Source organism: Olleya namhaensis, from assembly GCF_900114005.1.
In the GTDB taxonomy this organism is placed as follows: Bacteria; Bacteroidota; Bacteroidia; order Flavobacteriales; family Flavobacteriaceae; genus Olleya; species Olleya namhaensis.
On the sequence record NZ_FORM01000006.1, the window covers coordinates 150,579 to 171,376 of the forward strand.

The following is a 20,798-nucleotide window of genomic DNA, read 5'->3' on the forward strand; positions in this document are numbered from 1 at the left end:
ACAATGAACAATAAAATAGCATTTGGAGGTGGTTGTCATTGGTGCACAGAAGCGGTATTTCAAGCCTTAAAAGGTGTTCAAAAAGTAGAACAAGGTTTTATAGCTTCTAATAAAGACCACACAACTTTCTCGGAAGCAGTAATCGTTCATTACAATCCAGAAATAATTACGCTTGATATCTTAATTCAAATTCATTTATATACGCACAAAAGCACTTCTAATCATTCCATGCGTACAAAATACAGATCAGCAATCTATTATTTTTCCGAAGCACAAAAAGAAGTTGCTGCTTTGCTCCTAGCTAATTTACAATCAGAATTTGAAGCAACTATTATTACAAAAACACTTCCTTTTAAGGACTTTAAACCGTCAGAAGCACAATTTAAAAACTACTACAAAAACAATCCAAACAAACCCTTTTGTCAAACTTATATTAACCCAAAACTTAAGTTATTACAAGCAAAGTTTAGCAAACATTTAACGGATAACCTACAGCGTAAATCTATTAGCTAGTAGCTATTTAGTATCTTTGTTAAAAAAGAAAAAGGATGTCAGACACTAAAAAACCTGATAATATTGTCTTTAACCAAGAGACACAAAAATACGATGCATCATTAAAACCGTATGCAACAAATGTTGGTGCTCCAGCCATAAAAGTAACGGAAAACGTCACTTGGAAAAACAAAAACGTACACAAAGCCAATCAGCAAATTAAAGCCAAGTATTTAGAGCTAAAAGCAGAATACGAGAAAATGATGGCAGAACTAGAATATAACAATCTAGTCTATAATGCTAAGTTTAATTTTCAGCCTATAATTGGCGACACCTATCATTTATACAGAGATAAAAAAGGACAACCCTTTTTGTCCATTATTGCTCCAGAACAATGCAATTTTGACTTTATAGGTAGTTTTTACTTAAATTCGGAGCATATCTGGAAAAAAATAGACCAAGAAATTATTGGCCAAGATCTAATTACTAATGAGTAATCTTAGTATTATAAGTCTACTCTTCGATTTTGGATTAGTGGTATTAATTTGGATGGTTCAGCTTATTGTTTATCCAAGTTTTAAATATCACAATCAAGAGTCATTAATAAAATGGCACGCCAAATACACGGTAAGAATAGCTGGTATTGTTATCCCGTTAATGTTTGGACAGCTTATACTCTATTTATATTTAGTATTTATGCAAGAAGATGCGTCTATTTATATTAGAACCGTTTTAACTATCAGTGCGTGGATAGCGACATTTGCAATATTTGTTCCGTTACACAACACAATTAACAACGGAAAAAGCACAGAAAAAACACTCAGTCAATTAGTATCCAAAAACTGGATTAGAACAGCAATTTGGACATTACTTTTTATTATTAATCTAATAACTGTAGTAAAATAAAAGCATAAAAAAATCCCAAGTATAACACTTGGGATTTTTTATAATATTATATAGTCCGCAAATTGCTAACTATTTAATCAGTACAAAATTAGTTTCCTTTTTTGTAATCTTCTAAAAACTTAGCTAAACCACTATCTGTTAAAGGATGTCTTAATAACCCTTCAATAGAGCTTAAAGGACCAGTCATAACGTCTGCACCTAATTTAGCACAATCAATAACGTGCATTGTATGACGTACAGAAGCAGCTAAAATTTCAGTTTCAAAAGCGTAGTTATCATAGATATGTCTAATCTCTGCAATCAGGTTTAAACCATCCGTAGAGATATCATCCAAACGTCCAATAAAAGGAGACACATAAGTTGCACCAGCCTTAGCAGCTAATAATGCCTGACCAGGAGAAAACACTAACGTTACATTAGTTTTAATGCCTTTATCGCTAAAGTATTTACAAGCCTTAATACCATCTTTAATCATTGGTAATTTAACCACGATTTGATCATGTAATTCAGCAAGCGCCTCACCTTCTTTAACCATACCTTCAAAGTCAGTAGCAATTACTTCCGCACTAACATCACCATCCACAATGTTGCAAATGTCAACATAATGCTTCATGATATTATCATGACCAGTAATCCCTTCTTTAGCCATTAAAGACGGGTTAGTAGTAACACCATCTAAAATACCCATATCCTGAGCGTCTCTAATTTGGTCTAAATTGGCAGTATCAATAAAAAATTTCATTCTAAAATATATTTAAGTTGTGTATAAAATTATTTTGGGCGTTACCACAAGGGTCAGGCTGTCCGTTATATCTTTTTTTGCCATTTGTGGCAGCAAAAAAAGGATGCCACTTCCATCCTTAACGCAATGCAAAGTTACAATTTAACTTTTGCAAGTAAAATAATGATATCAAATGATATTAACATTTTATTCAAAAAACTTAAAGGTTTTCTCGCAATCTAAGTCTTGTATGTAATAATTCATTTTAAAATTATCATGATCCCATTCTAATCGCCAATCAAAAACAAACGCTTCAAAAGAAATTACAACAACAGACATAACACATAATGCTACAATAACAATTTTTCCAAAAACCCTAAAAACTTTATGTTTTATGGTATCTAAAAAGTAAACTAATCCGTAAATAAAAATACTCCAAAATAAAACATTACCAATAAAACCTTTAGCATACAAATTTCCAGACATGGAAAAAATCCAAGTCCTGTCTGTACTTTGTATAAACGGAAAGCCATAAAAATCAGGCCAATTCTCGTCAGTTAAACATACATACTTATAGGTAACAAAGTGCGGTAATGTAAAGGCTACAGCTATACAAAGTGTTGCTAAAAGCCTTTTCATGATTATAATTTGTAATGATTCAATAATAACTTTTCATACATCGTATCCGGTAACAAAAACTTTAAAATAATAGAAAACTTTTGCATCGGCGCACCAACCTTATAATGTATTTTAGGATTTTTGGTATTAATTACTTGATGCACTTTTTTAGCCACAGCAATTGGAGAACTACTATTGTCAACGTGATCATCAATATCTTTAAGTACGTTTGGATACTTAGTGTATGGCGAGTCTTTTAAAACAGGTGCATGATAACGTCCTGCAGCAATATTAGTTGCAAAATCACCTGGAGCAATATTGGTAAACTTTACACCAAAATCCTTGGTTTCCATACGTAACGCTTCCGTAACAAGCTCTAAAGCACCTTTACTAGCACTATAAATACCACGATAAGGCAATCCCATATATCCAGCAATGGATGTAATGTTTATAACCAAACCTGACTGTTGTGCTCTCATTTGAGGCAACACTGCCTTGATAACATTTATAGGTCCAAAAAAGTTAGTATTAAAATTATGTTGGATTTGATCTTGCGGAATTTCTTCAATAGCACCATTAATACCAACACCTGCATTGTTAACCAACACATCCAACTTCCCTTCTGCTGCAATCACTGCTTTTACAGCTGCTGCAATAGTCACCGTATCATTAACATCTAAAGCGACCAACTTAAATTTACTGTTGGTATAATTAGACGGATTACGACTGGTACCATAAACAACACACCCTTTTTCGGTTAAAAACTCACCTATAGATTTTCCTATTCCAGAAGAACCTCCTGTAATTAATACGACTTTAGACATGTAAATAATTTTAAAAGTTAAAAGTAAAAAAGTTGAATTACAAAACGACTGTAACCAAAAAAGATTTGCTAGAATTAACTAACAAATCTTTACTTTATATGTTTAAACCTCTTTTATAAAAGGATTTAGAATAATCAAAAAAAGGCAAGCTACCTACATCACACCGCTACGACCATTTACCTTTGCTTCGTTCCCGACCTGGAGGATTCAACAGGAGCTGGTTGTGTAGGACTTGCCAGGTGCAAAGATACACACATTTTATTTTCTTGCAATCATTTTTTATAATGAATTTTAATAAATAACTTGCTAACAAATAAGTTTACAAAATGAAAGCATTTAAATACCTTACAATCATATTTTTAGCAACAACACTTTTTTCGTGTGGTGACAACGTCGAAGCGCAAAAAAAGAGTTTTTCTATGACTACCAATGCCCAAAACGGTACAATTAGTATTGATAAAACGCTAGAAGTAGCATTAAAAAACCCTAAAAACATCCAGATTTCTTCTGTAAGTTATCAGTTAGACGGAAAAAATATTGAGGCTAAACAAACACTTTCCGATTTTAAATTAGGAGAACATACCTTAAAAGCAACTATTAATTTTGATGGCGAAACTACAGAAATCAAAAAAACCATTGCGTTATTAAGTGCAGTAGCACCAAAGTTTTTATCTATAGAAGTAATTAATACGTTTCCGCATGACAACACTTCTTTTACACAAGGTTTAGAATTTAACAATGGAGTGCTATTTGAAAGTACTGGACAACGTGGCGAATCTAAAATTAGAAAAATAGATTATAAAACCGGTGACGTTATTACTGAAACAGCTATTCCTGATGCCTTTTTTGGAGAAGGTATTACCGTACTTAATAATACCGTTTACCATTTAACTTGGCAAGGTCAAAAAGGGTTTACTTATGATGCCACTACCCTAGAAAAGAAAAGCAGCTTTAACTATGGTCAAAGTAAAGAGGGTTGGGGATTTGCAAACGACGGAACTAAATTATATAAAAGTGATGGTACTAGTTTAATTTGGAGCCTAAATCCAGATACGCTAATTGAAGAAGATCACATACAAGTTTGCACTACAAAAGGAAAAATTGGAAGATTAAACGAAATAGAGTTTGCTAACAACAAGTTATACGCTAACATCTGGGAGAAAAACGGAATTGCTATAATCAATCCTAAAAATGGTGCTGTAGAAGCGGTTATTGACTGTACGATCTTAACAAAACAAATTCCTAATTTTTCAATTAACGAAAACTGTTTAAATGGTATTGCTTACAATCCAGAAACACAAACGTTTTTCTTAACCGGAAAACGTTGGGATAAATTATTTGAGGTTAAAATTTTAGAAAACTAATCCAAAACAAAAAGTTAAAAGATTATAAATTAGCTGTTAAAGTCTCTTAATTAAATTTATCATGTCCGCGATAAATCTAAATTTGAGACTAATCAACCAACCAAATCTTGAAGAATCTTACGCTTTTAATTGTCTTTTTGGCAAGCTGCTTTGTATCCGCACAAACAATAAATGGTAGTGTTTACGACTCTATTTCTACCTTAGAAAACATTAAAATAACAAACCTATCTTCAAAACAAATGACAAGTTCCGATGTAAACGGAAGGTTTTCAATAGCAGGAAAAATTGGAGATACGCTTCATGCCAGTTCTTTATTTTATAATGAGCAAAAGTTAGTTTTAAAAGATTATCATTTCCACGAAAGTGTAGTTATCGAGCTTAAACAAATTTTTAATAATTTAGACGAAGTACAACTTATCACGCCCCATAAAGAAACTTTGGCTGATATTGAAACGGTTCAAGTAACCCTTAAAAATCAGTTTGCAGAGGATAGAAAAAACAATCCTCACCTCTACTCTAAACAACCTACCACTGGCGGAATAGATATTATACAAGTTATTGGCCTAATAGCAAAACTATTTGAAAACAAAGACAAATATGTAGCTCCACCGTTTGTTGCAATAACTTTACAAGATTTAGAAGCACTTATTGAAACGTCTCAATTATTTGACAAAAAATTATTGACCAATACTCTAAATATACATGAAGATAATATTAATTTATTTTTGCAATATTTAGAAGCTAAAACAATTGATAGTGAGTTATTAAAAGAAAACAAGGAGGTCTATTTATTGGAGATTTTTATAAAATCAGGTGAAGATTTTAAACAGTTAGTGGATACTTTTAATGCTAAAAACAAACAATAAACATTACTTTTAGGGCTTATTATAACTAATGAAATCATACAGCCAAACGTTAACAGTAACGCCTAACGATCTTGACGAGTTAAACCACGTCAATAACGTAAAATATATTGAATGGGTAAACCAAGTTGCTAAAGCACATTGGGTAACTCACGCCACACAACAGATTTTAGATCAGTATTTCTGGGTTTTAATTTCGCATCATATCGATTACAAACAAGAAATTGTGTTAGGACAAACCGTAACCTTAAATACTTACGTTAAATCCTGTCAAGGTTTAACCTCTATTAGAGTGGTAGAAATACTTGTGGATGGCAAAATTTGCGCCTATTCCGAAACTAAATGGTGCCTGATACACACGGAAAACAATAAACCGGCTAGAATCACATCAGAAATCATTACTCTTTTTCAATAATTTTAAAGTCACATACTAATTAGCCTTTAAAAAAGTTATATTTTAGTCAATCAAAGTTACAATTACATTTTATGAAGCGTACGCTATATTTTATCTGCTGTATTGGGTTTATCTTAATGGTAAGTTCTTGCCGAAAGGATTTTGAATTCCAGGCGAGTTCTGGAGGTTTAGAATTCTCTAAAGACACGATTTATTTAGATACTATTTTTGCAAATATAGGTTCAAGCACTTATAATCTAAAGGTCTACAATACTAGTAATGATGACATCTCAATACCTACTCTACAATTACAAAACGGAGAAAACTCTGGGTACCGACTAAATGTAGATGGTCAAGCAGGCAAAAGCTTTACAGACGTACAACTATTAGCTAAAGACAGTCTGTTTATTTTTATTGAAACAACTTATAACACAGATACAACACCACTTACTAATAACGAGTTTGTTTATACAGATAAAATAATATTTGATTCTGGAGACAATCTACAGGATGTAGATTTAGTAACCTTAGTTAAAGATGCTAACTTTATTTATCCTGATAAAAATAACACAACAGGTATTATTGAAACCTTAACCTTAACTATTGACGGTACACCAACCGCTACAGAAATACAAGGTCGCGAGTTACTACCTGAAGAATTAAACTTTACTAACGAAAAACCTTATGTCATTTACGGTTATGCTGCGGTACCTGCAGGAGAAACACTAACTATAGATGCGGGAGCACGAATTCATTTTCATGCTAACTCAGGTTTATTGGTCTCAGAAGGTGCTACTTTAAACGTAAATGGTGCTTTAAGTACTGATCCTGAATTACTAGAAAACGAAGTTGTTTTTGAAGGTGATCGATTAGAACCATTATTTAGTGATGTCCCTGGACAATGGGGAACCATTTGGTTATTTGAAGGCAGTCAAAATAATACTATTAATCATGCGACTATTAAAAATGCCACAGTTGGTGTATTATCCGATGGTAATGCAGATGCGGTAACAGATAAATTAACCATTACAAATTCGCAAATATATAATATCAGTACGTTTGGTATTCTAGGTCGTAACACGTCGATTACAGCAGATAACATCGTCTTAAATAATGCTGGACAAGCTAGTTTTGGAGCTACTTTTGGTGGAAAATACAACGTCACCCACTCTACTATTGCAAATTATTGGAACAGTAGTTTTAGACAATTCCCGGCGCTGCTAATTAACAACTTTGTAGCTGATGCTGAAAACACTGCGTTTGTTGCAGATTTAACCGAAGCTAATTTTAGTAATTGTATAATATATGGTAATGATAACCCTGAGTTATTAATTGACCAAATTGAAGATGCTGCAGTAGTTTTTAATTTTAAATTTACTAATTGTCTATTACGTTTTCAAGATTCTAGCAATTTCTTTTCTAGCCCTAATTATGATTTTGATAATGCAACACATTACGAAAACATGATTTTTAACGAAGCTCCTGATTTTGAAAATCCTTTGGAAAACAATTTAAAAATTGGTGAAGACTCAGCTGCTAATGGTCAAGGTAATACTACTTTTTCTAGTCAAGTCCCAAATGATATTTTAGGCGTTAGCAGAACCACTAGTCCGGACTTAGGTGCATTTCAACATATCATCTTTTAGATTGAACGAAAGAATAAAATAGCACTAGCTTTTTCTTTTAGTTTTGAATTAAATAACAACCCTCAATTATTTAGTCATGATAAAAATAAAAAGAAATATGAGCAATTTTGATAGACTAGTCCGTTTTATTGTGGTTTTATTGCTTGTAGCGATATTATATGTAGGAGAATTTGATGGTCCCATAGCTTTTATTATTATACTAATTTCAGCCATGTTTTTATTTGCTAGTGTTACAGCTTTTTGTCCATTTTACAAATCGACTAACATTTCAACTTATGATTCTGACGATTATTTATAATAGTTTGATTAACATCTAATTTTACATAAAAAAAGCCAGCTTTTCAGCTGGCTTTTTTTCCGCGAAAGCGAAAAATAATTTTATAATAGACTAAGCTACAAACAATGGTAACTCACTCATCATTGCATTAACTTTAATTGCGATTTCGTCTAATAAATCTTCGTTTTCATGATTCATGATTACTTGATCAATTAGCTCTACGATAGCTTCCATTTCGTTTTCTTTTAAACCTCTGGTTGTAATTGCAGCAGTACCAACTCTAATTCCTGATGTTACAAATGGAGATTTATCGTCAAATGGCACCATATTTTTGTTTACTGTAATGTCTGCTTTTACTAATGCTTTTTCAGCATCTTTACCTGTAATGTTTTTGTTACGTAAGTCAATTAACATCATGTGGTTATCTGTACCTCCAGAAATAATTTTGTATCCACGTTTTACAAAAGCCTCTGCCATAGCAGATGCATTTTTCTTAACCTGCAACATATAATGCATAAACGGCTCTGTTAGCGCTTCTCCAAAAGCAATTGCTTTAGCAGCAATAATATGCTCTAATGGTCCACCTTGGTTTCCTGGAAAGACTCCAGAATCTAAAAGTGAAGACATCTTTTTTAAGTTTCCGTTTTTAAGTTTTAATCCAAATGGGTTATCAAAATCTTTACCCATTAATATCATCCCTCCTCTTGGTCCACGTAATGTTTTGTGCGTCGTAGTAGTTACAATGTGACAATGTGGTAATGGATCGTTTAAAATACCTTTTGCAATTAAACCTGCAGGATGTGATATATCTGCCAATAGCAAAGCTCCAACACTATCTGCTATTACTCTAAAACGTTTAAAATCTATGTCTCTAGAATATGCAGAGGCACCTGCAATAATTAATTTAGGCTGTTCTTTAGTTGCAATTTCTTGAATCTTATCATAGTTTAAAACACCTGTAGCTTCTTCTACACCATAAAATACCGGATTGTATAATTTTCCAGAAAAATTTACTGGAGAACCATGTGTTAAATGCCCACCATGAGATAAATCGAATCCTAAAATTTTATCTCCTGGTTGTAATACTGCATGATAAACAGCTGTATTTGCTTGACTTCCTGAGTGTGGTTGCACGTTAGCATATTCTGCACCAAATAAAGCTTTTGCTCTATCAATTGCTATCTGCTCTACCTCGTCAACAATCTCACATCCACCATAATAACGCTTCCCAGGGTATCCTTCTGCATATTTGTTGGTTAATACAGATCCTGCTGCTTCCATTACTTGGTCACTGACAAAGTTTTCTGAGGCAATTAGTTCTATACCATTTAGTTGGCGTTCTTTTTCGGCTTGAATCAATTCAAAAATCTGTTCGTCGCGTTGCATAGTTATGTCTTTTTGTTATTTCCGCTTAAGCGAAAAATGTTTTAGAGTTAAATATTTATCAAAAATAAGAAATAACCATTGTAAATAATTCAAAAAACATATATTTACTTAGAATTTATAAACAACAAATCAACAATTATATATATGCCATTATCAGCTAATAATCCAGACAGAAAATCATGGTTACACGTCGATAAAAATTCTGACTTCCCAATTCAAAATATTCCGTTTGGTGTTTTCTTAACAAGAGATGACATTATTACTATCGGAACACGTATTGGTGATACAGCAATTGACCTAGGTGCGTTACACCAATTAGGATATTTTGAAGGTATCCCTTTAACAGAAGACATATTTTTACAAGACACACTAAACGATTTTATTGCGGATGGACGCAAAACATGGCGTTTAGTAAGAAATAGAATTGCCGAAATTTTTGATGCTGAAAATGATGCATTAACTAATAATTTAAAGCATAAAGAGATTGTTTTATTTAGATTAGATGAAATAGAAATGCAATTACCTGTGCAAATTGGTGATTATACAGATTTTTACTCAAGTATAGAACACGCTACTAATGTAGGGACTATGTTTAGAGATCCTGACAATGCTTTATTACCAAATTGGTTACATATACCTGTTGGATATCATGGTAGAAGTAGCTCAATAATCCCATCAGGAATACCTGTACACAGACCACAAGGTCAAACGTTACCTGCAGGAGCAACAGAACCTGTTTTTGGACCTAGTAAACTAATTGATTTTGAATTAGAAATGGGTTTTATTACTACTGATGCTAATGATTTAGGAGAACCTATTCCTGTGGATGAAGCTGAAGAATACATCTTTGGATTAGTGTTATTTAATGACTGGTCTGCTAGAGATATCCAGAAGTGGGAGTATGTGCCACTAGGACCGTTTTTAGCTAAAAACTTTGCGTCTTCAATTTCGCCTTGGATTGTCACTTTAGATGCTTTACAACCCTTTAAAACAAGTAGTCCTAAGCCATTAAAAAAACAATTACCTTACTTACAACAGTCTGGCAAAAAGAGTTACGATATTAATTTAGAAGTTGCTATACAACCAGAAAAAGCTAAAGAAACCGTAGTTAGTAAATCTAACTTTAAGCACATGTACTGGAGTATGTCGCAACAATTAGCGCATCACACCGTAAATGGTTGCCCAATAAACTCTGGAGACATGATGGGAAGTGGAACTATCTCTGGTCCAACACCAGATAGTTACGGATCTATGTTAGAGTTATCTTGGAGAGGTGAAAAACCTGTTAAACTTAATGATGGTACAGAGCGTAAATTTATTAATGATAACGATACTGTTATTATGAGAGGTTACTGCGAAAAAGATGGTACTAGAATTGGTTTTGGTGAAGTATCTACAAAATTACTTCCCGTTTTCCAACCTAAAAAACAGAAATAACAAAACACTACATATCAAACAATTAACCCTTAAATTATTAAATTTAAGGGTTTCTTTTTGGGGTTTGGCACAGCTATTGAATACTACTTAAAATAGAAACCAATAAAATCCCAAAAGATGAAAAATTTTACTCTTATTACAGTACTTCTTCTAGTACTAACATCTTGTGTTGGAAGAAAGCAAATCGAAAAGCAATTACACTCTGGTAATTACGATTTAGCTATTAGTAATGCTTTAAAAAAGTTAGAAAACAACAAGGACAAAAAACGCAAACAAAGCTATATTTTAATGCTTCAGGATGCATATTATAAAGTTGTTGCAGATGACCACAGTAATTTAAATCATTTAACTAAGGATGGTAACCCAGAACTTTTTGAAACTATTTACAACACGTATTTAGATTTAGAGTCTCGTCAAACCGCTATTAAACGCGTGTTACCATTACAAATTGGAGGAAAAACAATAACCTTAGATTTTAATGATTACAGTAGCCAAATTGTAAAATACAGAGCTAAAGTATCAGAATATAAATATGGTCAAGCTACAAGCTTACTGCAATCTAGTAGTAGCAAATACGACTACCGTGAGGCTTATAGCTTATTAAATACAATAGAAGCTATTAATCCAAATTATAGAGACGTTAGGTCTTTAATGGATGATGCCCATTTTAAAGGAACTGATTTTGTATTGGTAACTATTGAAAATCAAACCCGTCAGATTATACCACAACGTTTAGAGTCTGATTTATTAAATTTTGACACTTATGGATTGGATCAGTTCTGGACTGCATATCACGCAAGTTCTGATACAAATATAGACTACGATTATGCGATGCAATTGCAACTACAACGTATTAATATATCTCCAGAACATATTACCGAAAGACAATTATTACGTCAAAAAGATATTGTAGATGGTTGGGAATATGTTTTAGATACTAATGGAAATGTAGCAAAAGATAGTTTAGGAAATGATATTACTCAAGATAAAATTGTTAATATTAAAGCTAGGTTTTTTGAAGTAAATCAGTTAAAATCAACTCAAGTTATCGCTAGAGTTGTTTATACAGATTTAAAGCAAAATCAAATATTAGATAATTTTAATATTGACAGTGAATTTATTTTTGAAAACACTTTTGGAACTGTACGTGGTGATCAAAGGGCTCTAAATAATGGCGATTTACAGTTACTAAGAAACAGACAGATTCCTTTTCCTAATAACGAACAAATGGTTTATGATACAGGAGAGGATTTAAAATATAAACTAAAAGATATAATAAACAGCTATAGTTTTAGAGGCTAAACCTTAATTAAATATCATAAAAAAACTCCCAAATTACCTTGGGAGTTTTTTTGTGTAATCAATTTATTAGACTAAATTTAACTCTAATATTATCCAAATATGCGTTATACCATCCTACTTATTACATTGTTAATTAGCACATTCTCTTTTTGTCAAGTAAATAATAGTAATCTAGTAGAACAAATTACTAATAGTGGTTTTTTTCATAATTATAACGTAGAAAATTTTTATCTACACACTAATAAAGATGTTTATTTTACTGGAGAAAATATCTTTTTTAAAGCTTATGTCGTTAACGAAGTTGACAACACACCTAATATGGACACAAAAAACCTTCATGTTAATCTGTACAATAATGAAAACAAATTAGTCTCTAGCCAATTGTTTCATGTTGAAGAAGGTAAGACTAATGGCTCCATTAAATTACCAGCACATCTAAAGTCGGGACAATATACAATACAACTAGATACGCAATGGAACAGAAATTTTAAATCAGGATCCAATTTTTTAATATTAGTAAAAAATATAGATCAAACTGATTTTAGCACTACAGTAACCACAGATATTGAAACGACTGAAGAGCCTATTACATTTTATCCTGAAAGTGGATCATTAATAGAAAACAACGAAAATGTTATTTATTTTAAAGTCAAAAACGATAATGTTAAAGCCCCTATTGGTCGTATAGTAGAAACAAAAACAGGTCGACGAGTAGCTAAAATATTTCCTATTAATAGTAATTATGCTAAAAGCACATTTTTTTACGATTCAGAATTTACCGCTATAATTAACGTTGACGGTAAAAAAGAAAAAATTACGATACCTAAAGCAAATAAAACTGGTTTTACACTTTATAAAACTAAATCAGAAAAAGATGACGTTATAAACTTTCAATTAAGCACCAATCGTGAAACTATTAAAAAACAAAAATTTATATATGCAGTACATCATAAAAAAGGGGTTTTAAAAACTAAAGCATCTTTTAATCTAACTGAAAATATATTAAACTATAATTTCAACATTTTAAAATCTGATTTATTTCCTGGATTAAATACAATCTCAGTATTTGATAATCAAAATAAACTACTAATAGAGCGTTCTTTTTTTTACAAAGACAAAAAGAAAGTTGATATTTTAGCCAAAGTAATTTCGCAAAGTCAGGATTCCACCACATTAGATTTAAACCTTATTAATATAAATAAAGCAACTAACATTAGTATTAGTGTCTTGCATGAAGATAGCGAGGTTATTAATTATAATACTTCTATAACTAACACCTTACTTTACCAAGACACAAATTTTAATACATCAGAAAGCACAGATCTGTATTTTCAACAACAAACTCTAGAAAATAGTTTTGTTTATAAATCAAAAGATAAACAGCTAGCATTTAGCAAAGAATATGGTATTAAGTTAATTGGAAGTTTAAATGCTCCTGTAAAAGAACCTACAAGCTATCAAGTAGCCCTTACCTCTAGCACCAATGAGATTTTTACAACTACAGACTTAAAAGCTGACAAAAAATTTAAATTCGAGAAATTATATTTAACACACCCTTCTGAGTTTACTTTGTTATTGCTTAACAAAAATGGTAAATCGCAAGAATCTCGTTTCTATATTTATAATATAAATACAGATTACGTAGCTTTTAACACATTGCAAAACCCAATTAGCTTTAGAAGTGATTTTATCAAACCAAAAATCACAAAAAAAACATACACACAATCAGAATTAGAAGTACCCAAATTTATATCTAAAAATGTAGAACAATTGGATGAAGTTGTTTTAGAAGATGTTCAGAAAAGGAATGAAAAAAGAATAAAGCAGATAAAAAAAGAAAATCTGTATTTAGCTATAAATGCAGGCTTATCTCGTGACTATTTGATAGATCCCGATAAAGATTTTCAAACATTAGAACAATACCTAAGAACAATTACAGGCATACGTGTAGTAAATGACACTTCCCTTATAAGAGTACTAAACGCAAGACCAGGAGGTAATTTTAAACAGAGAAATTATATTTCTATTGTCATAGATGGTAATTTTATTACTCAAAAAGCAGGAGGGTTACAAAACCCACATAGACCAGTAACAGATTTTGAATTAATATCTGTTAATCTATCAGGACTTGGAAACGGGATAGTGCATCAAAATGGGGTAATAAATTTAGTGACCAGAAAAGGAAAATCAATTACTAGTAATAGTTATGTATCAAAAAATTACAAAACAACAAACGGTTATAATCTAAACCAAGAAACACTAAGTGATAGTAATTTGTTTTACCCCAGCAAATCATCTGAATATGCCTTTAGCACTATAGATTGGATTCCTGATTTAACATTAAACCCAAGTACTACAAATACAATTAAAATAAAAAAACCACTGGGAGAACATGTAAAACTAATAATTAACGGTGTTAGCCTTGATGGAGAGTTAATTTATAAAGTTATTGAGTTAAAAGTACCATTAGAATAACACAACAAAAACCGATTACAATAGTATTTAAAATGGTAATTATGTTAAAAAACATAAATCACCATTGCTTTTTGGCATAAAGATTGATAAAATATTTTCAACCAAAGCCAAACCAAACATGAAATATCCCTTCGTTGTTATTCTTTTTATTATTTCTAATGCTTTATACAGTCAAAGCGCCGTAAAAGAAAGTCCATTAAACACTATCGAAAACAACCCTTTTTTTCATAATTACAATATTGAAAATTTTTATTTACACACTAACAAAAGCTTGTATTTTACTGAAGAACGCGTCTTTTTTAAAGCCTATGTGGTCAACGAAGCAAACAATAAACCAAACTTAGACACTAAAAATCTTCATGTCAATATTTATGCTTTTAACAACCAATTAATCCTTAGCAAGTTGTTTTATACAGAAAATGGCGTCTCGTCTGGATCTATTGCTTTACCCAAGGACCTTGAGTCTGGTGAATATACCATACAGCTAGACACACAATGGAATAAAAACTTCAAAGAAGGCTCAAATTTTACAATTCAAATTCACAATCTAAAAGACTCGAAAACCATGACCTCGTTTTTGGAAAACGAAGAAACAGAAGATCATCAAAACCAAAGTGAAGACATAAACGAAGATAGTATTACCTTTTTTCCTGAAAGCGGATCCCTTCTAGAAGACATCGAAAACACTATCTTTTTTAATATTAAAAGTGATGATCAAGCACAAATAACAGGGAAAATAATAGATATTAATACGGAACAAGAAGTTGCTAAAATTGAAAACAGAAATAGTACGTCTGCAAAATCAACTTTTAACTACAATTCCAATTTTATTGCTGTTTTTAATATTGATGGTAAAACACAAAAAATAGAACTCCCTTCTGCCAATCCTACAGGATTTATACTTACTAAAACAAATACTAAACAAGACAATACTGTTAATTTCAAATTAAAAACCAATGCCAAAACATTGGCAAATACAGACAATAAATTTACTTATGCAGTACTACATCAAAAAGGAATTGTAAACGCTACAGCACCATTTAATCTATCTGAAAGCATATTAACCTATAATTTAAACTTTTTGAAAACAGATTTATTTAATGGACTTAATACTGTATCTGTATTTGATAGCCAAAATAAATTAATAACAGAACGATCATTTTATAACAAAGACAAAACACAAGGTGATATACTTACCTCTATTATTAATCAAAACAAAGATTCCATTACCTTAGATTTAAGTCTTATTAATGTCAACAAAGCGACTAACATTAGTATAAGTGTTTTACATGAAGATAGTAAAGCTATTGATTACAAATCAAAAATACAAAACACGATTAACAAAGAATATACTGCTTTAAAAGACAATCAAACCAGCAGTTTTTCTTATAAAAAAATAAAAAACAAGCCATTACTATTTGAAAATGAAAAAGGGTTAATAATTAAAGGGACACTAAATAGTAATATAAAAAAACCTAAAGACTATAAAGTTATATTAGTATCTCCTAAAAACAATATACTATTATCACGTGCCTTAAATAGTGATAAAACTTTTGAATTTAAAAATGTTTACTTTGCGCATCCTTCTGAATATTCGCTTACATTATTAGATAAAGAGAATAAAATAATTAAAGCCGATTTTTATGTGTATAACACATTTATAAATTACAATGCAGACAGTACCATAATTAAACCTAAAAAATTAAAAGCATCTAAAAACAAGGTGTTACAGGAAAATATAGTCTATAAAAACACTGAATTACCGCAGCAAAAAAATATTGAAATTTTAGATGAAGTTGTTCTTGATAATATAGAAAAAATAAAAGAAGAAAAAATAAAAAAAATACTAAAAGAAAACCCTATAATAGCATTAAACAAAGGGTTTTCAAACTACTATTTAATTGATATTAACAAAAATCATGAGAGTTTAGAAAGCTACCTAAGAAAACTCCCTGGATTAGATATTAAATACTTTAATGGAGAAACATATGTATATCTTCAAAGAAAATCAGAACTTGCCAAAATAACCTTAGATGGTAGCCCTATCAGCCAATCAAGAGGTTTCTCTCTAGCCAATCAAAGTGTAAATAGTTTCGAATTAATAACTGTAAAGATTTCTGAACTTGGATACCAAGGTACTTTTAGTGGAAATGTCAATTTAATTAGCAGAAAAGATTATTCTAAGTTAAAAATTAAAAACTCTGACGTGAAACAGCACAAAACAAATACTGGATTTAATTTTAACGCAACAACACTAAATGACAGTAACTTATTCTATCCCATAAAACAAACCGAAAAAGAATATAGTACTATTGACTGGATTCCAGACTTCACGTTAAATCCAAATACCACTAACATTCTTAAGATAAAAAAACCAATAGATGAACATGTAAAACTAATTATCCAAGGAATTAGCCTTGATGGTGATTTGATTTATAAGATTATTCAATTGTAATATTTAAGCTATAATTAAAAAACAGTTCATTTATATAACCAAAACCAATTAAACATGAGATATCCCTTCTTCGTTATTCTTTTTATTATTTCTAATGCTTTATATAGTCAAAGCGTCGTAAAAGAAAGTCCATTAAACACTATCGAAAACAACCCTTTTTTTCATAATTACAATATTGAAAATTTTTATTTACACACTAACAAAAGCTTGTACTTTACGGAAGAACGCGTCTTTTTTAAAGCCTATGTGGTCAACGAAGCAAACAATAAACCAAACTTAGACACTAAAAATCTTCATGTCAATATTTATGATTTTAACAACCAATTAATCCTTAGCAAGTTGTTTTATACAGAAAATGGCGTCTCGTCTGGATCTATTGCTTTACCAAAGGACCTTGAGTCTGGTGAATATACCATACAGCTAGACACACAATGGAATAAAAACTTCAAGGAAGGTTCAAATTTCACAATTCAAATTCACAATCTAAAAGACTCGAAAACCGAGACCACTATTTTGGAAAATGAAGAAATAGAAGATCATCAAAACCAAAGAGAAGACATAAACGAAGATAGTATTACCTTTTTTCCCGAAAGCGGATCCCTTCTAGAAGACGTCGAAAACACTATCTTTTTTAATATTAAAAGTGATGATCAAGCACAAATAACAGGGAAAATAATAGATATTAATACGGGACAAGAAGTTGCTAAAATTGAAAATAGAAATAGTACGTCTGCAAAATCAACTTTTAATTACAATTCCAATTTTATTGCTGTTTTTAATATTGATGGCAAAACACAAAAAATAGAACTCCCTTCTGCCAATCCTACAGGTTTTATACTTACTAAAACAAATACTAAACAAGACAATACTGTTAATTTCAAATTAAAAACCAATGCCAAAACATTGGCAAATACGGACAATAAATTTACTTATGCAGTACTGCATCAAAAGGGAATTGTAAACGCTACAGCACCATTTAATCTATCTGAAAGCATATTAACCTATAATTTAAACTTTTTGAAAACAGATTTATTTAATGGACTTAATACTGTAACTGTATTTGATAGCCAAAATAAATTAATAACAGAACGATCATTTTATAATAAAGACACAAAACAAGGCGATATACTAACTTCTATTATCAATCAAGACAAAGACTCCATTACCTTAGATTTAAGTCTTGCTAATGTCAACAAAGCGACTAACATTAGTATAAGTGTTTTACATGAAGATAGTAAAGCTATTGATTACAAATCAAAAATTACTAATACGCTACTTCACCAAGAGTCCGGTTTTAATACAGAAGAAAGTAACGATCTATACTTTCAACAACTGCATCCTAGTAATAGTTTTGTATATCAATACAAAACCAAACAAAAGCTACCATTTACAAAGGAATACGGGCTTAAGTTAATTGGTAAATTAAATAAAGTAGTAAAAGAACCAAAAAACTTTCAAGTTACTCTAGCAGCTGGCACTAATGAGCTGTTTACAAGCACTAAGTTAAATGCAGATAATACTTTTAAATTCGAAAAATTATATTTAACCCATCCTTCAGAATACAACCTATTATTGATGAATAAAAACGGTAAATCAGAAGAAGCGCGATTTTATATCTACAGTCTTAATAGTGACTATCAAGCTAATAAAATATTAAAAAACAAAAGCATTACGGCTAATAAAAATAGTATAACAACAAAAACACTAACTAATCGAACAACCAATTTAGACATCTATTTTCCAATATCAAAAAATGTTGAACATTTAGATGAAGTTATATTAGAGGATGTAAGAGCCATAAGAGATAGAAAAATAAAGGCAATTAAAAAGAAAAACCCTTATTTGGCAATAAACGCTGGACTAACCAGAGACTATTTAATTGACCCTGAAAAAGACCATCAAACTCTGGCACAATATTTATTAACTAAAGTAAGCGGTGTTAGAGTAAAAACTAGCGGATCAAATGTATATGTTTATAACATCAGGAGAAGCGGAATGGATTTATCTCCATCCCTAATTAGAATAAATCTTAATGGTATTAACGTAGGTCAAACAAATGGTCTATTAGACCCAAATCAACCAGTTTCCAATTTTGAATTAATTTCTATTAACCCTAGTGGTTTAGGTGGTGGTATTACTAATGAGAGTGGCGTATTAAATTTAATAACCAGAAAAGGAAAATCTATTTATGGCAAAAAATACATCTCTAAAACCTACAAAACAATTTCTGGATTTGAAATGCAAAAAGAAAAAATCACAGACACTGAGTTATTTTACCCTAATAAAACATCAGAAAATATTTATGGCACTATTGACTGGGTTCCAAACTTCACATTAAATCCAAATACTACTAACATTCTTAAGATAAAAAAACCAATAGATGAACATGTGAAACTAATTATCCAAGGAATTAGCCTGGATGGTGATTTGATTTATAAGATTATAGAGTTATAGTAATTATACCAAGGACCTATCATAAAAAAACTCCCAAATTACTTTGGGAGTTTTTTTGTGTGTTAAGCAAAAAAGTCTTTTAATCCGCTTAAAATACTTTGTACAGCATAGGAAGCTAAAATTAATCCCATAATTTTACTAATTACGGTAATACCATATTCCCCAATCCGTTCTTGAACCTTATTAGCTGCCAGTAATAATAAGCTTGTTAACCCAATTACTACAAGAACTAATACTGTGGTTAACAACTGTTGCTGTATGTTGTAAATATGATTATCTGTTAACAATACAACCGCCATAATAGCGCCTGGTGATGCTATAGACGGAATAGCTACAGGAAAAATAGTAACGTGTTTATAATCTTTAATACCATGTTTTTCTGTTTCGGGCTTACCCTCCCCAAAAATCATAGTTAATGCAAACAAAAACAATATCACGCCTCCAGAAATCTGAAACGCATCTAACGTAACATTCATTCCTTCTAAAATTAACTGCCCTATAACTATAAAAAATAACAGCACTAAAAAAGCAACAAAACTGGCTCTAATAGCAATTCGTTTTTTATATTTTTTATCAAAATTTTTGGTAGCTTCCAAATACACAGGTATAGACCCCAAAGGATCAATAACTGCAACTAAAAACAAAAAAGTCGTTAAAATTTCTTTCATAAACATTACTCTATTTCAACACCTGTAGTAGTAAAAGATAAGCCTTGTTGTCCTGATGTAGATATCTGTACGGCTTCAAAATAAGGCGGTTTAACATCTTTAGAGGCAATCCAATCAAATACAAAATTAGCACCTGTACCACCTTCAATATCCCTTTCGTTTATTACAATTTCTATAGTCTGCATTGGCTTGACATAAATAGTCTCTGTAAAATAGGCTTTAATTAAATCACCACTAGTATTGTAAAAATCAGCTTCTTTTATAAAAATAGTATCTTTTTTATTAATATTCCTTAAGCTTACCGTAGCAGTTAAATTATGTGTTTTGTGTTCCGTAACACTATAAATTTGAGAATAAACAGACAAATAAGTTGATCCCGAAACTAATAACGAGTCCGTTAATGGTTTATTCCATTGCATAGCTTTCCAATTATTGGATGCCACGTAGACCTCTTCAGGTTTAGTATCGCAACTAAAAGCGGTTAATACAATAATAAATAGTAATACGTATTTCATA

19 protein-coding genes and 1 other RNA gene are annotated in these 20,798 nt (G+C 31.0%); 13 read left to right on the forward strand and 7 right to left on the reverse strand.

The window, feature by feature from the left end; genetic code table 11:
- The first annotated feature begins 3 nt into the window (after nucleotides 1-3).
- The 3 genes from BMZ09_RS10800 to BMZ09_RS10810 are packed head-to-tail and all read left to right on the forward strand — an operon-like array spanning nucleotide 4 to nucleotide 1,398.
- Nucleotides 4-513 (forward strand): peptide-methionine (S)-S-oxide reductase, encoded by a 510-nt coding sequence (locus BMZ09_RS10800; protein WP_090840422.1) that lies wholly within the window; start codon nucleotides 4-6, stop codon nucleotides 511-513.
- Nucleotides 514-548: 35 nt separating this feature from the next.
- Complete coding sequence (locus BMZ09_RS10805; protein WP_090840424.1) at nucleotides 549-989, forward strand: DUF2452 domain-containing protein; 441 nt, start codon at nucleotides 549-551, stop codon at nucleotides 987-989.
- Nucleotides 982-1,398: a hypothetical protein gene (locus BMZ09_RS10810; RefSeq protein WP_090840426.1), complete on the forward strand. Its 417-nt coding sequence runs from the start codon at nucleotides 982-984 to the stop codon at nucleotides 1,396-1,398. Before BMZ09_RS10805 ends, BMZ09_RS10810 begins: the two co-directional genes overlap by 8 nt.
- Before the next feature lie 88 nt (nucleotides 1,399-1,486).
- Here the strand turns inward: BMZ09_RS10810 and fsa are convergent, their stop codons facing one another.
- From fsa to ffs, 4 genes are all read right to left on the reverse strand, one after another.
- Entirely contained in the window at nucleotides 1,487-2,140 is a 654-nt protein-coding gene (gene fsa, locus BMZ09_RS10815; RefSeq protein WP_090840428.1) for a fructose-6-phosphate aldolase, read from the reverse strand.
- A 186-nt stretch (nucleotides 2,141-2,326) separates the two neighbouring features.
- Nucleotides 2,327-2,758, reverse strand: coding sequence for a hypothetical protein (locus tag BMZ09_RS10820; RefSeq protein WP_090840430.1), 432 nt, complete (start codon nucleotides 2,756-2,758; stop codon nucleotides 2,327-2,329).
- A gap of 2 nt (nucleotides 2,759-2,760) precedes the next feature.
- Complete coding sequence (locus BMZ09_RS10825; protein WP_090840432.1) at nucleotides 2,761-3,561, reverse strand: SDR family oxidoreductase; 801 nt, start codon at nucleotides 3,559-3,561, stop codon at nucleotides 2,761-2,763.
- A 139-nt stretch (nucleotides 3,562-3,700) separates the two neighbouring features.
- An RNA gene (ffs, locus tag BMZ09_RS10830) (signal recognition particle sRNA small type) lies at nucleotides 3,701-3,799 on the reverse strand.
- An 88-nt stretch (nucleotides 3,800-3,887) separates the two neighbouring features.
- Here ffs and BMZ09_RS10835 point away from each other — a divergent pair.
- The 5 genes from BMZ09_RS10835 (at nucleotide 3,888) to BMZ09_RS10855 (ending at nucleotide 8,126) form a co-directional block, all read left to right on the forward strand.
- Nucleotides 3,888-4,925 carry a glutaminyl-peptide cyclotransferase gene (locus tag BMZ09_RS10835; protein WP_090840434.1) on the forward strand — a complete coding sequence of 346 codons (1,038 nt, stop codon included), beginning with the start codon at nucleotides 3,888-3,890 and terminating at the stop codon, nucleotides 4,923-4,925.
- Nucleotides 4,926-5,032: 107 nt separating this feature from the next.
- On the forward strand, nucleotides 5,033-5,791 hold the full coding sequence (locus tag BMZ09_RS10840; protein ID WP_090840436.1) for a hypothetical protein: 759 nt from the start codon (nucleotides 5,033-5,035) through the stop codon (nucleotides 5,789-5,791).
- A gap of 28 nt (nucleotides 5,792-5,819) precedes the next feature.
- Nucleotides 5,820-6,203, forward strand: coding sequence for an acyl-CoA thioesterase (locus tag BMZ09_RS10845; RefSeq protein WP_090840438.1), 384 nt, complete (start codon nucleotides 5,820-5,822; stop codon nucleotides 6,201-6,203).
- Nucleotides 6,204-6,274: 71 nt separating this feature from the next.
- The gene (locus BMZ09_RS10850; RefSeq protein ID WP_090840440.1) at nucleotides 6,275-7,828 is read left to right on the forward strand and encodes a hypothetical protein; all 1,554 of its coding nucleotides are present in this window, start codon (nucleotides 6,275-6,277) and stop codon (nucleotides 7,826-7,828) included.
- Between the two features lie 97 nt (nucleotides 7,829-7,925).
- The gene (locus tag BMZ09_RS10855) at nucleotides 7,926-8,126 is read left to right on the forward strand and encodes a YgaP family membrane protein (protein WP_177183530.1); all 201 of its coding nucleotides are present in this window, start codon (nucleotides 7,926-7,928) and stop codon (nucleotides 8,124-8,126) included.
- Nucleotides 8,127-8,216: 90 nt separating this feature from the next.
- On the opposite strand, the gene glyA is transcribed toward BMZ09_RS10855, so the two are convergent.
- Nucleotides 8,217-9,491, reverse strand: coding sequence for a serine hydroxymethyltransferase (glyA, locus tag BMZ09_RS10860; RefSeq protein ID WP_090840444.1), 1,275 nt, complete (start codon nucleotides 9,489-9,491; stop codon nucleotides 8,217-8,219).
- A 144-nt stretch (nucleotides 9,492-9,635) separates the two neighbouring features.
- On the opposite strand from glyA, the gene fahA reads away from it, so the two are divergent.
- From fahA to BMZ09_RS10885, 5 genes are all read left to right on the forward strand, one after another.
- Nucleotides 9,636-10,928, forward strand: a complete 1,293-nt coding sequence (gene fahA / locus BMZ09_RS10865; protein ID WP_090840446.1) for a fumarylacetoacetase — start codon at nucleotides 9,636-9,638, stop codon at nucleotides 10,926-10,928.
- 117 nt (nucleotides 10,929-11,045) lie between these two features.
- Entirely contained in the window at nucleotides 11,046-12,230 is a 1,185-nt protein-coding gene (locus BMZ09_RS10870; protein WP_090840448.1) for a hypothetical protein, read from the forward strand.
- Nucleotides 12,231-12,329: 99 nt separating this feature from the next.
- The gene (locus BMZ09_RS10875) at nucleotides 12,330-14,705 is read left to right on the forward strand and encodes a hypothetical protein (RefSeq protein ID WP_090840450.1); all 2,376 of its coding nucleotides are present in this window, start codon (nucleotides 12,330-12,332) and stop codon (nucleotides 14,703-14,705) included.
- Between the two features lie 118 nt (nucleotides 14,706-14,823).
- Nucleotides 14,824-17,160 carry a DUF4397 domain-containing protein gene (locus tag BMZ09_RS10880; protein ID WP_090840452.1) on the forward strand — a complete coding sequence of 779 codons (2,337 nt, stop codon included), beginning with the start codon at nucleotides 14,824-14,826 and terminating at the stop codon, nucleotides 17,158-17,160.
- A 54-nt stretch (nucleotides 17,161-17,214) separates the two neighbouring features.
- Nucleotides 17,215-19,614: a DUF4397 domain-containing protein gene (locus BMZ09_RS10885; protein ID WP_090840454.1), complete on the forward strand. Its 2,400-nt coding sequence runs from the start codon at nucleotides 17,215-17,217 to the stop codon at nucleotides 19,612-19,614.
- A gap of 62 nt (nucleotides 19,615-19,676) precedes the next feature.
- Here the strand turns inward: BMZ09_RS10885 and BMZ09_RS10890 are convergent, their stop codons facing one another.
- Both BMZ09_RS10890 and BMZ09_RS10895 read right to left on the reverse strand, forming a co-directional pair.
- Nucleotides 19,677-20,282: a MarC family protein gene (locus tag BMZ09_RS10890; RefSeq protein ID WP_090840656.1), complete on the reverse strand. Its 606-nt coding sequence runs from the start codon at nucleotides 20,280-20,282 to the stop codon at nucleotides 19,677-19,679.
- Between the two features lie 5 nt (nucleotides 20,283-20,287).
- On the reverse strand, nucleotides 20,288-20,797 hold the full coding sequence (locus BMZ09_RS10895) for a DUF3124 domain-containing protein (protein WP_090840456.1): 510 nt from the start codon (nucleotides 20,795-20,797) through the stop codon (nucleotides 20,288-20,290).
- Between the last annotated feature and the right edge of the window lies 1 nt (nucleotide 20,798).